This window comes from Pseudonocardia sp. McavD-2-B (assembly GCF_024124365.1).
Taxonomy (GTDB): Bacteria; Actinomycetota; Actinomycetes; order Mycobacteriales; family Pseudonocardiaceae; genus Pseudonocardia; species Pseudonocardia alni.
Map to the genome: position 1 here is coordinate 1 of NZ_JAMXSG010000176.1, position 12264 is coordinate 12264.

The 12264-nt window shown below is 73.4% G+C and carries 15 protein-coding genes, 1 tRNA gene and 2 pseudogenes; 10 read left to right on the top strand and 8 right to left on the bottom strand.

The features are described from left to right. Positions 1–455 (top strand): septum formation initiator family protein (locus NH602_RS20735; RefSeq protein ID WP_253068679.1); only part of this gene is annotated, 455 nt, incomplete at its 5' end. Positions 456–459: 4 nt separating this feature from the next. Then, on the top strand, positions 460–984 hold the full coding sequence (locus tag NH602_RS20740; protein WP_374210232.1) for a DUF501 domain-containing protein: 525 nt from the start codon (positions 460–462) through the stop codon (positions 982–984). On the opposite strand, the gene NH602_RS20745 is transcribed toward NH602_RS20740, so the two are convergent. After that, positions 981–2624: an acyl-CoA dehydrogenase family protein gene (locus NH602_RS20745; protein WP_253068680.1), complete on the bottom strand. Its 1644-nt coding sequence runs from the start codon at positions 2622–2624 to the stop codon at positions 981–983. The genes NH602_RS20740 and NH602_RS20745 overlap by 4 nt on opposite strands. Before the next feature lie 86 nt (positions 2625–2710). Here NH602_RS20745 and NH602_RS20750 point away from each other — a divergent pair, with 86 nt between their 5' ends. Together NH602_RS20750 and NH602_RS20755 are read left to right on the top strand one after the other, a co-directional pair. Continuing rightward, the gene (locus tag NH602_RS20750; RefSeq protein WP_100880838.1) at positions 2711–3664 is read left to right on the top strand and encodes a Ppx/GppA phosphatase family protein; all 954 of its coding nucleotides are present in this window, start codon (positions 2711–2713) and stop codon (positions 3662–3664) included. After that, positions 3661–4377, top strand: a complete 717-nt coding sequence (locus NH602_RS20755) for a uracil-DNA glycosylase (RefSeq protein WP_253068681.1) — start codon at positions 3661–3663, stop codon at positions 4375–4377. The genes NH602_RS20750 and NH602_RS20755 overlap by 4 nt, the downstream gene beginning before the upstream one ends. A gap of 205 nt (positions 4378–4582) precedes the next feature. On the opposite strand, the gene NH602_RS20760 is transcribed toward NH602_RS20755, so the two are convergent. Continuing rightward, entirely contained in the window at positions 4583–5401 is an 819-nt protein-coding gene (locus NH602_RS20760) for a class I SAM-dependent methyltransferase (protein ID WP_253068682.1), read from the bottom strand. Between the two features lie 33 nt (positions 5402–5434). Here NH602_RS20760 and NH602_RS20765 point away from each other — a divergent pair. Next, positions 5435–5507: transfer RNA gene (locus NH602_RS20765), tRNA-Leu, on the top strand. A gap of 136 nt (positions 5508–5643) precedes the next feature. On the opposite strand, the gene NH602_RS31475 is transcribed toward NH602_RS20765, so the two are convergent. From NH602_RS31475 to NH602_RS32000, 3 genes are all read right to left on the bottom strand, one after another. Then, positions 5644–5778 carry a hypothetical protein gene (locus NH602_RS31475; RefSeq protein ID WP_256495319.1) on the bottom strand — a complete coding sequence of 45 codons (135 nt, stop codon included), beginning with the start codon at positions 5776–5778 and terminating at the stop codon, positions 5644–5646. Positions 5779–6025: 247 nt separating this feature from the next. Continuing rightward, positions 6026–6301: a hypothetical protein gene (locus NH602_RS20770; protein WP_253068683.1), complete on the bottom strand. Its 276-nt coding sequence runs from the start codon at positions 6299–6301 to the stop codon at positions 6026–6028. 108 nt (positions 6302–6409) lie between these two features. Continuing rightward, entirely contained in the window at positions 6410–7162 is a 753-nt protein-coding gene (locus NH602_RS32000; RefSeq protein WP_073577658.1) for an ANTAR domain-containing protein, read from the bottom strand. 1027 nt (positions 7163–8189) lie between these two features. Here NH602_RS32000 and NH602_RS20780 point away from each other — a divergent pair. From NH602_RS20780 to NH602_RS20790, 3 genes and pseudogenes are all read left to right on the top strand, one after another. Next, a pseudogene (locus NH602_RS20780) lies at positions 8190–8488 on the top strand (DUF1905 domain-containing protein). Positions 8489–8922: 434 nt separating this feature from the next. After that, entirely contained in the window at positions 8923–9561 is a 639-nt protein-coding gene (locus tag NH602_RS20785; protein ID WP_179761050.1) for a dihydrofolate reductase family protein, read from the top strand. Positions 9562–9566: 5 nt separating this feature from the next. Further along, positions 9567–10121: a dihydrofolate reductase family protein gene (locus NH602_RS20790; RefSeq protein ID WP_253068684.1), complete on the top strand. Its 555-nt coding sequence runs from the start codon at positions 9567–9569 to the stop codon at positions 10119–10121. 15 nt (positions 10122–10136) lie between these two features. Here the strand turns inward: NH602_RS20790 and NH602_RS20795 are convergent, their stop codons facing one another. Next, positions 10137–10592: a GNAT family N-acetyltransferase gene (locus NH602_RS20795; RefSeq protein WP_253068685.1), complete on the bottom strand. Its 456-nt coding sequence runs from the start codon at positions 10590–10592 to the stop codon at positions 10137–10139. 124 nt (positions 10593–10716) lie between these two features. On the opposite strand from NH602_RS20795, the gene NH602_RS31485 reads away from it, so the two are divergent. After that, a complete protein-coding gene (locus NH602_RS31485) occupies positions 10717–10845 on the top strand; it encodes a hypothetical protein (RefSeq protein ID WP_256495322.1) in 129 nt (42 codons plus the stop codon). Positions 10846–10951: 106 nt separating this feature from the next. Next, a complete protein-coding gene (locus tag NH602_RS20800; RefSeq protein ID WP_253068686.1) occupies positions 10952–11761 on the top strand; it encodes an alpha/beta fold hydrolase in 810 nt (269 codons plus the stop codon). Between the two features lie 3 nt (positions 11762–11764). On the opposite strand, the gene NH602_RS20805 is transcribed toward NH602_RS20800, so the two are convergent. Further along, positions 11765–12049, bottom strand: a complete 285-nt coding sequence (locus tag NH602_RS20805; protein ID WP_253068687.1) for a putative quinol monooxygenase — start codon at positions 12047–12049, stop codon at positions 11765–11767. A gap of 29 nt (positions 12050–12078) precedes the next feature. Continuing rightward, positions 12079–12264 (bottom strand): annotated as a pseudogene (locus tag NH602_RS20810) (exonuclease SbcC); the annotation flags it as partial.

The window sequence follows — 12264 nt, forward strand, 5'->3', positions numbered from 1 at the left end:
GGCCGGCCGGACCGCAGGGCGCCCGGCCCCGTCTGACCCGCGCCCGGTCCCGCGCCGGCGAGGTCGTCGCCCGCACCACCGGGCTGCTGGGCCTGTCGTCGACGAAGCGGGCCGCGATCCTGGCCATCGTGGTCTGCGCGCTCGCACTGACCGTCGCGGTGCCGCTGCACAACTTCGTCGCCCAGCGCCAGGAGCTGGCCGACGTCTCCGACCGGCAGCAGGCGCTGGAGGCCGACGTCGCGCGGCTGTCCTCCGACCGCGCCCGGCTCTCGGATCCGGCCGAGGTCGAGGCGCAGGCCCGGTCCCGGCTCGGGATGGTCCAGCCGGGGGAGACCCCCTACGTCGTGCAGTTCCCGGCCCCGCCGGCGCCGGTCGTCGAGGACGGCCAGGCCGAGCCCGGCGTGCCCTGGTTCCACACCCTGTGGAACGACGTCACGGGCGACCCGCGACGATGACGGTGTGAGCAGCACTCGTTCCCGTCCGCCCGGTCTGGAGCCGGGCCCGGTCGCCCAGGCCGACCTCGACGCCGTCGCCGAACAGCTCGGTCGCGCCCCGCGCGGGGTCCTCGCGGTCGCCTACCGTTGCCCGTCCGGGCACCCGGCGGTCGTGCAGACCGCGCCGCGGCTGCCCGACGGCACCCCGTTCCCGACGCTGTACTACCTGACCTGCGCCCGGCTGGCGTCGCGGATCGGAACCCTCGAGGCCGAGGGCCGGATGCGGGAGATGGAGGAGCGGCTGGCCGTCGACGACGAGTTGGCCGGCGCCTACCGCCGCGCCCACGAGACCTATCTCGCCGAGCGCGACGCCATCGAGCCGCTCGCCACGCACCCCGACGTCACGGCCGGGGGGATGCCGGACCGGGTCAAGTGCCTGCACGTGCACGTCGCGCACGCCCTCGCCGCCGGGTCCGGGGTGAACCCGTTCGGCGACGAGGCACTCGAGGAGATCGGCGAGTGGTGGCGGTCCGGGCCGCCCTGCCTCTAGATCCCCGGCGTCGCCCGCTCCAGCAGCACCCCGACGGTGTCCTTGCCCGGCCGCGTCCCGGCCGTGCGCAGCGGCCCGTCGGCGTCGAGCCGGGTCGCGAGGAAGACGTCCGCGACGGCCGTCGGGGCGTGACGCACCAGCAGCGACCCCTGCAGCGCCAGCGCGGCCAGCTCCGCGAGACGGCGGGCCCGGCGCTCCTCCGGCGCGGTCAGCTCGGCGCGCAGCGCGGTGACCGTCGCGTCCAGCCGCGGGTCGGCTCCCGCGGCGAGGTCGATCTCGCCGAGAAGTGCGTCGACGGCGTGCGGCTCGCGGGCGATGGCGCGCAGCGCGTCGAGCGCGGTGACGTTGCCCGAGCCCTCCCAGATCGAGTTCAGCGGCGCCTCCCGGTAGAGCCGGGGCAGGTCGGACTCCTCGACGTAGCCGTTGCCGCCCAGGCACTCCAGCGCCTCGGCGACGACGGTCGAGGTCCGCTTGCACACCAGGTACTTCGACACCGGCAGGGCCAGGCGCAGCAGCGCCGTCTCACCCCGGTCGACGGCGCCGGCCAGCCGCAGCGCCAGGACGGTCGCGGCCTCGGTCTCGGCGGCGAGCTCGGCGAGGACCTCCCGCATCAGTGGCTGGTCGGCGAGTCGGGCCCCGAACGCGGACCGGTGCGCGGCGTGGTGCGCGGCCTCGGTGACCGCGGCCCGCGCAGTCGCCGCGGAGCCCAGCACACAGTCCAGCCGGGTCATCGAGACCATCTCGATGATCGTCCGGACGCCGCGGCCCTCGTCGCCGACCCGCCAGCCGACCGCGCCCGCGTACTCGATCTCCGACGACGCGTTGGACCGGTTGCCGAGCTTGTCCTTGAGCCGCTGCAGCCGGATCGCGTTGCGCGTGCCGTCGGGCAGCACCCGGGGCAGGACCAGGCAGGTCAGCCCGCCGGGGGCCTGGGCGAGGGTGAGGAACAGGTCGTTCATCGGGGCGCTGGTGAACCACTTGTGGCCGGTGAGGCGGTAGCTGCCGTCGGGCTGCGGGGTGGCGACGGTGGTGCCGGCGCGGACGTCGGAGCCGCCCTGCTTCTCGGTCATCGACATGCCCGCGAGGAGGCCGTCCTTGCCGGCCGGGACGGCGAGGCCGGGCACATAGCGGCGGGCGGTCAGGCCGGGCTCGTAGGCGGCGGCGAGCTCGGGCGCGTGCCGCAGTGCGGGTACCGACGCGTAGGTCATCGAGATCGGGCACAGGTGACCCTGCTCGACCTGCGAGGTGAGGTAGAAGCCCGCCGCGCGGGTGACGTGCGCGCCGGTCCCGGGCTCCTCCGCCCACGGAGCGGCGGCGAGGCCGTGTCCGACGCTGGTGCGCATCAGCTCGTGCCAGGACGGGTGGAACGTGACCTCGTCGACGCGGTGCCCTGTGCGGTCGTGCGTGCGCAGCTCCGGCTCGCAGGCGTTCGCGGAGCGGGCGTGCTCGCGGTGCTCCGCGGTCCCGACGGCCGCGGCCACCGACTCCAGCGCCGCCGCGTCCCCGCCCTCCCGCGCGAGCGCCTCGACGACGGCCGGGTCCGCGGAGAGCAGGTCGCCGTCCGAGCGCGGCGGGACCTGGTTGAGGACCTCGTGGGTGCCGAGGTCGGACACCGGGGCCGGGGTGTGCGTCGTCGCCATTACCGGAGGGTAACCCGGACGGGCGGCTCCACCGGCCGATCCCGACTACGGTGAGGCCCGACGGTCGCCGAGAGCAGGGAGTGCCGATGTCGCGGGTCGCCGCCATCGACTGCGGAACCAATTCGATCCGGCTGCTGGTCGCCGACGTCACCGAGGCGTTCGACGGGCAGAAGGAGCTGCGTGACCTGCACCGCGAGATGCGGATCGTGCGGCTGGGCAAGGGCGTCGACGCGACCGGCCGGCTCGACCCGGAGGCGCTGGAGCGGACCCGGGTGGCGCTGGTCGACTACGCCGTCGCCGCCCGCCGTAAGGGAGCCGAGCGGATCCGGATGGTCGCGACGTCGGCGACCCGGGACGCGTCGAACCGCGAGGACTTCTTCGCGATGGTCCGCGACACCCTGGGCGTCGAGGCGGAGATCATCTCCGGCGACGAGGAGGCGCGGCTGTCGTTCGTCGGCGCCGTCGGCGACCTCGACCCCGACGACGGCCCGTTCGTGGTGACCGACGTCGGCGGCGGGTCCACCGAGGTCGTCGTGGGGGAGCTGCGCGACGGGGCCGCCGTGGTGACCGCGGCGAAGTCGGTCGACATGGGGTCGGTGCGGCTGACCGAGCGCTGCCTGCCCTCGGACCCGCCGTCGGACGCCGAGATCGACTCCGCGCGTGCGGTCGCCGCCGAGGTGCTGGCCGAGGCGTTCGCATCGGTGCCGGTCGAGACCGCGACGACCTGGGTCGGGGTGGCCGGGACGATCACCTCGCTGTCCGGGATCGCCCAGGAGCTGCCCGCCTACGACCGCGAGCAGGTGCACGGCTCGACGCTGACCCGCGAGGACCTGCACCGGGTCGCGGACCTGCTGATCCGGTCGTCGCGGTCGGAGCGGGAGAAGCACGGTTCGCTGCACCCGGGCCGCGTCGACGTCATCGGTGCCGGGGCGCTGGTCGTGCAGGCCCTGGCCGACGAGCTGCATGCGCGCGCCGGGATCGACCGGGTCGTCGTCTCCGAGCACGACATCCTCGACGGGATCGCGCGATCGATCGCATGAACCTGGCGGTCCTGGACCAGCGGATCTCCGAGTGCCGGGCCTGTCCGCGGCTGGTGGAGTGGCGCGAGCAGGTGGCCCGGGAGAAGCGGGCCGCGTTCCGCGACGAGACCTACTGGGGACGCCCGGTGCCCGGTTTCGGTCCACCCGACGCGAGGATGCTGATCGTCGGGCTGGCTCCCGCCGCGCACGGCGCCAACCGGACCGGGCGCATGTTCACCGGCGACCGCAGCGGCGACGTGCTCTACGCCGCGCTGTACGCCGTCGGACTGGCCTCGCAGCCGACCGCCTCGCACATCGGCGACGGCCTGGCGCTCCACGGGGTCCGGATCACCGCGCCCGTGCACTGCGCGCCGCCGGCGAACAAGCCGACCCCGGCCGAGCGCGACGCCTGCCGGAACTGGCTGGAGCAGGAGCTCGACCTGCTCGCGCCGACGGTCCGCTCGATCATGGTGCTCGGCGGCTTCGGGTGGCAGGCGCTGCTGCCGGTGCTCGCCGGAGCGGGGTGGACGGTCCCGCGGCCGGCCCCGAAGTTCGGGCACGGGGCGTCGGTGACGCTGGCCCCGGCCCGGCCCGACCGGGAGCCGCTGGAGCTGTTCGGCTGCTACCACGTGAGCCAGCAGAACACCTTCACCGGACGGCTGACCCCGGCCATGGTCGAGCAGGTCCTGGCGGATACCGCGCGCGCCGCGGGATTGTCGCCGATCCGACGATGAACATCCTCGCCGCTGCTCGGGGGGCTCTTCCGGCGTGGCTGTGCTCTGCTCACCTCCACGCAACACCCTCCGCCGCGACGCCCCCGCCTGTCCGGTCGCCTCGCGTCCCCCGCGCCGCAGACGTCGCCGAGATGCAGCTCAGCGGGGTTCCGGTACGGGTAGTCGCCCGCTGAGCTGCATCTCGGCGACGTCCCGGTCCCGCGGCTCAGCCGGTGGTGAAGCGGTGCAGGCGCATCGCGTCCTGCATGGCGGGGACGTGCCCGGCCGCCGACAACAGCGGGCGCAGCCACACCCGCGGCTCACGCAGGGACACCTCGTCGTAGATCGAGATGTCGTCGCGCTCGGTCAGCGACGGGTGCCGGTGCGCGAACTCCGCGGGATTCCACGACCACCGGAACTCGGTACCGACGGCGCGGAACGTCGGCGTCCAGCGCGAGGCACGCACCGTCCACGGAGCGACGGCGTCGAACGCCAGCGTCGCCGCGGGTGTTCCGGACACGACCCGGTCGACGGTGGCGTGCACGGCATCGGCCGGGACGTACATGAAGAGCCCCTCGGCGACGACGAGTGTCGGCAGCGTCAGGTCGACGGCGGACCACCAGTCGTCGTCGGTGACGGAGCCGGGGACCTGCTCGATGCTGTCGGGGAGGTCGTAGAGCCGGCGTCGGACCTCCATCACCTCGGTCTGGTCGACGTCGACCCAGCGGCACGTCGACGGCACCCCGACCCGCAACGGCCTGCTGTCCAGCCCGCAGCCCAGGTGCAGGACCTGCCCGGCGGGCTCGGTGGAGAGGAACTCCCGTGTCCAGCCGTCGAGGATCGCGGCGCGGCACACGATGGTCGAGACGTCGCCGGTGAACTGCCAGAGGCCGTGGACATCGTGCTCGATGCGGTCCCAGACGGGCTCCGCCCACGGGTCGCCCAGGATCGGGCGGCGGGACCGGGCGTCCAGGCGTCGCATGTAGAGGGTCATCAGCAGGGTCGCCGCGGCGCCCCGGAGGTCGACCTTCTCGGTGCTCGGCATGAGTCCTTCCCGCCCTGGCTACGCTGTCGCGGCGCCCCCGTAGCCCAACGGCAGAGGCAGGCCCCTTAAAAGGGTCCCGGTGTCGGTTCGAGTCCGACCGGGGGCACCCCGCTCCACGTCGAGAATACCCCTCTGACCAGCAATTACACCCGACGAAGCCGAGATGATGTTGTCCGGTCGTGCCCGGCCCTGACCGGTGCTCGGCGGGTGGCTGTACCGAATACGTACCGAAGTTTCGTCGCTCACGGGGTAGCCCCAAGGGCATCGGCGATCCTCTGCCGGGCGGCGTCCTCCTGGCCGACGATGCACTTCGCGTAGATCTGGTGCAGGACGGCGACGCTGTGTCCGGCCCACTCGGCGACCTGGGTCGAGGGCACCCCCGCGTTGAACCATGTCGAGACCGCGGCGTGGCGGAGGTCGTAGGGGCGTCGGGCGAGCGGCGAAGCGGCCTCCGACTCGGTGAGAGCGCTCGCGCGAGCTTTCCGCCATACCCGGCAGTAGGTGCCCTCCGGGAGATCACCACCGCGGACACCGCGGAACAGCCGGCCGTCCGGCGTCGTGCCGTGCTCGGCGAGGTGCGCCCGCAGCAGGACGGTGAGCGGTGGGGGAGACGGGCCCGGTGCTTCAGCTCCCGCTCCTCGCGGCGCCGGCGTTGTCGGTCCAGGAAGCGCCGGCCTCCGGGGTGGAGCCGGTCAGCAGCAGCTCGCCCCAGCCATCGTCGGGCAACCGGAGGTCAGCCGCCCGCAACGTCACGGCCTCACCCGGCCGCAGCGCGGCGTAGTAGAGCAGGCCGGGGAAGGCGACGAGCCCGGGACCACTGGGCCTCTGGGTTCCGGCAGCCGAGAGCAGCGCCCGGGCCTGCGCAGCGTTGACGACGACCCGCTTGTCCACCGACTTCACCGTGCGCGGGATCGTCCATGCGATCGCCGTGACCGGGTTCCGGGTCAGGAGACGACACTCGTCACGGCGCCGCCTGGCGGCGGCGCGGGGCCGGCAGCGCCGGCCCCGCTACCGTGCCAAGTCGGAGCCAGATCCCGATCGCGCCTGCGGCACCGTCATCGCCCGTGCTTCCGCCTCACGACAGAGAACCTCGGCCACGTCGCAGAGCTTCATGTTGACGTCCTGGGAGGACCGCACCAGCAGTCGGAAAGCGCTGTCATCGGTCAAGCGAAACCGCTCGATCAGGATTCCCTTGGCCCGCCCGATGACGTCGCGGCTCGTCAAAGCCTTCACGAGGTGCTCGGCGCGCTGCGCGCCGTACACCGCTACCGCGGCTTGTGTGACGAACGCGGCCATGATGGTGCGCGAGCGGTCGTCGCTGAACGCCCCGACCTCGTCCGACCACACCGTCATCGCACCGATCGGATGTTCCTCAGGGGCCATGGCGTGGCACAGGACGCTGCGCATCCCCGCACTGGCGGCGGCTGGGGCGAAGACCGGCCACCGATCGCCGGCCTCCGTGAAGTCGTCGATGACGACCTCACTCAGGGAACCGGCCGCGATGGCATCGATGCACGGCCCGTGTCCGCAGTCCACCATGACCCGGGCCAACTCCGGGATGCGCTTGTCGGTGGCTGCGAGGCAGTGCAACCCCGACCGGTCCTGAGTGGTCAGCGCAGCCCATTTGGCGTGGGGTACCGCTCGCACCAGGTCATCGCAGATCCGGGTGTACTGCTGGTCTGTGTCCTGGTCAGCCCCCGGCTCGCTGAGGAGCCGCTCCGCTTGCGCCTGAAGGACCGAGTGCAGTTCTTGTGTCTCCACGAAGATCAGTGCCTCCTCGCTGCTCGCGAACCGTCGGACTCACTCTGGCCTGATAGACCGTGCCATAACGCAGCTTGGAGAGTCAGTCTCCCGGCGCTGGTCAGACACCTTCGAGGGCTTGTACGACAAGGCCCCCGGGCTCCGCCCGGACCCGACACCGCTCGGAGATCAAGGGAGTGCGGCAGAACTGGGTGATCTCCTCACGGCGCGCCGAGCCTGGCAGGGGGGAACCCGCGCCGCGAGGAGATCACCAGGAGGCCGGGCGGGTGGGGGAGACACCCCCGTCGGTGCAGCGCACGGACGCTACGCGGACGCGGGACTCGGCCCGCTCATCGTCGTCGTCTCGGCCGTTGTGACGAGACACAGCTACTCGACGATCGGCCCCTTCGACGTCGTCTGTGCGGTGATCGCCGTCGCGGCCCTCGTCGTGTGTGCTCGTCGGGATCGTCTTCACGAGGCGACGCTCCGCACTTGTCCGTGCCGACCATCGGCCCTAGCGCCATCGACATGCCCGTGCCGAGTACGTGGTGAAGTTCGGCGACGCAGCCGACCGGAATCGCTATCTGCCCAGGTCGGTGTGGTGGCGGTGTCGGCACCCCGGCTCCCCCTTAGAAAGGTCCCGGTGTCGCTTCGAGTCCGACCCGGGGGCACCCCGCTTCCACATCCCGACTACCCCTCTGGCCAGCGCTGACGCCTGACGGAACCGAGACGATGTCGTCCGGTCGTAGCCGGTCCTGACCGGTGCGGCGGTACCGCCCGGGTTCGAAGTCCAGCCGCGATCACGGTGCACGATCCGCGGATCCGGAGCCGCAGGCTCTCGGAGCGAACCGGCTGCTCGGCCTTCTGCTGTGCGAGGAGAAGCAACGGCGAGCATCGCGACCCGTGAACCGCCCCACCATGTCGCGGAGGAGCGCAACACGCTGTCCGTGCTTGCGGTCGCCAGGGGCACACGCACGATCCCGGGCGGCGGTGGTGCTGTCGTCCAGGTCGGGCAGACCCGCGGACAGCCACCCGACAAGGAGACCCGATGAGCGATCCCGTCGCCTCCCACGCCCTCGACCACACGTTCACCGCCACGCTCGAGAAGAGCGATGCGCCGGGCGGGTGGGTCTACCTGCGCACCGACTGGTCGGCCGAGTTCTTCGCCACCCGCGGCCCGGTCAAGGTCCGGGCACGATCGACGGCCATCCGTTCCAGAGCTCTTTCATGGCGCTCGGCGACGGGACGCACAAGCTGCCCGTGACCGCGGCGGTGCGGACGACGATCGGCAAGCAGGCCGGGGACGCCGTCACCGTCCACCTCGACGAGCGTCCGGGCCGTCGGTGACCTCCGTACGCGCCACCGTCGGAGCCGTACCGGCCGCGATCCACCCCGGGGACCGGCTCGTGACGCTCGTCGTCACCCGGATCGTCGCGATCGGCTCCTGAGCAACCGGCAGGGTCACGGGCTCTGCGCGGGCTCGTCGATGCCTGCACTCGCGACGGTCCGGGACCGGCCGGCCCCACCGGTCCGGCGTCAACGGGGTGAGCCGCTCGTCCGAGGACGCGGTGCTGCCCGGCCGGTCCGGCCACGACGGTGTCCACGATGCTCTCCGTCTCGGTCATCCGGGCGTCGGCCCGTGCCGGACCGCGCCCCGCCTCGACGACGAGCCGGTCCCGGACGACGCCGGCCAGCAGCCGGACCCGCGTCGACCGATGAGTTCCGCCGCCCCCGGCGGTCCACCGTCGCGACGCGGTCCGCGCGTTCACCGAGGAGGCCCCATGCCCCGCACCCGGGTGCACAATCTGTTCATCTCGCTCGACGGCTACGCCGCCGGCGACCACGTGACCCTCGACGCCCCGATCGGCGACGCCGGACGGCTCTTCGCCGGGTTCGACGGGCGGTTCATCCACGGGATCGGCGGGGTGGACGCCCCCGTCACCCTGGACCGCGCCCTGACCAGCACGTGGGCCCAGGGCATCGGCGCCGAGATCATGGGGCGGCGCAAGTTCGGCCCGCAGACCGGCCCCTGGACCGACGACGGCTGGCAGGGCTGGTGGGACGACGAGCCCCCGTTCCACACCCCGGTGTTCGTCATGACCCACCACCCGCGGCCGCCGATCGAGTTCGCGAACGGGACGAGCTTCCACTTCGTCGACGGGTCGGCGCAGGAGGTGCTGACGGTCGCGCAGAAGGCCGCGGGCGACCTGGACGTGCGACTCGGTGGGGGACCCTCGACGATCCGGCAGTTCCTCGACGCCGACCTGGTCGACGTCATGCACGTGGTGATCCTGCCGATCGTGCTGGGGCGCGGGGTGTCCCCGTGGGAGGGGCTGAACGGAGTCGAGGACCGGTTCACGGTCGAGTCGGTCGCCTCGCCGAGTGGGCGCATCCACCAGTTCTGGAACCGGAAGGTCTGACGCCCGTGGGTTTCCTCAGCTACTCCATGAGCATGTCCCTCGACGGCTTCGTCGAGGACCCCACCGGCAGCATCGCCTTCGGCGACCCCGACGAGGAGGTGCACCGCCTGTCCAACGACCAGACCCGGGCGACATCGGTGTTCCTGTTCGGGCGCAACCTCTACGACATCATGGAGGACTTCTGGACCGCCCCCGAGCGGGCGGACGGCCACCCGGTGGAGGCGGAGTTCGCGCAGCTCTACACCGCGATCCCCCGGGTGGTGTTCTCCGACTCGCTGACCTCCGTCGCGCCCGGGTGCCGTCTCGTCCGCCGCGCCGACGCCCCGGAGGAGGTGGCCCGGCTGAAGGAGGAGACCGACGGCGAGCTGGCCGTGGGCGGGCCCGGGCTGGCCGCGTCGCTGCTGGACCTGATCGACGAGTTCCGCCCGCGGGTGGTGCCGGTCGTCCTCGGCGGCGGGAAGCGGTACCTGCCGCTCGGGGCGGACCTGCGGCTGCGCCTGGTCGAGCAACGCGTGTTCGACGGCGGGACCGTGCACCTGCGCTACCACCGCGTCCGCTGACCAGGGCCGGACGCCTCAGGCCGGAGCGAGGCGTTTGGTGAAGAAGACCCTGCGGTAGCCGTCCTGCTCGGCGCGGCGGGTCTCGACGTAGCCCTGGTGCGAGTAGTAGCCGAGGTTTTCCGTCATCGCCTCGTTGGTGTAGAGCTCGATCCGGTCGTGGCCGCGGCGCCGCGCCTCGTCCTCGGCGAAGGCGAGCAGCCGTGCGCCCACGCCCCGCCCCTGCGCCGACGGGTCGACCGCCACGTTGTCGAGCAGGAGCCGGCCGTCGCCGTCGAGCAGGACGAGGAGGCCGACGACCCGGCCGTCGTCCTCGGCGACCCACATCGTCGCCTCGCGCATCGCGGCCGCGTAGTCCGCGCCGACCGGCGCGGGCGGACGGCCGATCCGGGCGGTGTAGTGCCCGTACGCCTGCCGGGCGAGCTCGGCCGAGACGTCGACGTCGTCCTGAGCGGCCGGTCGGATGGTCACCATCGGCGCAGACTAGCGACGGTCACGGACCCGGTACGCCGGTTTCCGCGGTCCGGTCGCGGCACCGGACGGGGCGTCCCGGGGACTCCTACCGTTCTCGTCGCCGCCCCCCCCCCGGGAGCCGTCCGTGGTCGCCCAGGCGGCAGCCGTGTTCGCGGCCACCAACGTCGACGACCTCCTCGTCCTGGCGCTGTTCTTCGCCCGGGGCGCCGACGGGCGCCGGCTCGCGACGACCGTCGACGGGAGCGCGCCCTGACCCGGACGCCGGAGATCCGCAACCGGACCGGTTGGCGACAGGATCCTGATGTCACGTAGATCATCCTCAGTGTGTCCGCAACGGACGGACTACGGAGGGCGCGACGATGCGGATCCCGGTGCACGGCACGACCCTGGCCTGCGACGAGTACGGCAGCGGCACGCCGCTCGTGCTCGTCCACGGGACAGGGGCGCAGGCGTCGTCCTGGGGCGGGACGGTGCACGACCTCGCCGCGGGCGGCCACCGGGTGCTCGCCTACGACCGTCGCGGCTACGGCCGCTCGGCCCACCCGCCGGTGCGCGACTACCGCCTGCACGTCGCCGACCTGGCCGCCGTGATCGACCACGTCGGCGCGCCCGCGCACGTGCTCGGGTGGAGCTCCGGTGGCAACACCGCGCTCGCCTGCGCGGTGGAGCGGCCCGAGCTGTTCCGGTCGCTGGTGGTCGTCGAGGCGCCGTGGCACGGGCTGCGCGGGGCCTCGCCGTCGCTGCTCGCGGCGCTCGCCCGGGCCAAGGCCGACCAGGTCCGCGGCCGCCGACGGGAGGCCGCGGCGACGTTCCTCCGCTGTGCGGCCCGCTGGGCCGACGGCGGCAACGGCTTCGACCCGCTCCCGCCCGAGGCGAAGGGGGAGCTGTACGCGAACGCGCCGAGCGTCCTCGCCGAGCTGGGCGTCCACCCCTACGGGCTGATGATGGAGCACGTCCCGACCGCGCGGCTCGCCCGGATCCCGGTCCCGGTGACCTGGCTGCTCGGCGGGCGGAGCATCGGGTGGTACGCCGACCTGCACCGCCGCGTCGCCGCCGTCGTCCCCGGGCTGCACACCGAGACCGTCGACGGCGCCGGGCACCTCGTGCACGTCGAGCAGCCGGAGGCGTTCGCGAAGGCCGCGCTCGCCGGGGTCGCCCGCGGCGCGTGAGCGTCAGGCGTAGCCGACCGAGGAGATGGCGTAGCGCCGCACGTCCGCGCCCAGGATCCGGGCCGCGGTGTTCCCGTCCGGTCCGGAGCCGCGGAACGCGAGCAGCTCCTCCTCCGAGGCCCAGCGCTCGACGACGTTCACCCGCGCCGGGTCCAGGGTGTTCGCGGTCAGGGCGAAGTCCGGGCAGCCCGGGGCCGAGCGCGCGAGCGCGACCGCCCGCGTCCCCTCGGGGACGAGGGCGTCTCGGCCGGCAGGGTCGGTGAGCAGGTGGCCCGCAACGATCGGCATGCAGGAGGGACCGCCGCGCGGCTCCGCACTCATCGGTCGCGCAGCGCGTCGTCCAGTGCGGTGGTCAGCGCGGCGACGCGGCTGCGGCCGGCTGCCGCGCGCGGGTAGCGGCACAGGACGTCGACCAGCTCCGGTGTCGCGCGCCGCCGGGCACGGTCGAGCTGCGCGTCGCCGCTGCGGGGCGCGTCGCCGTCGGCCAGCTCGACGGCGTGGGC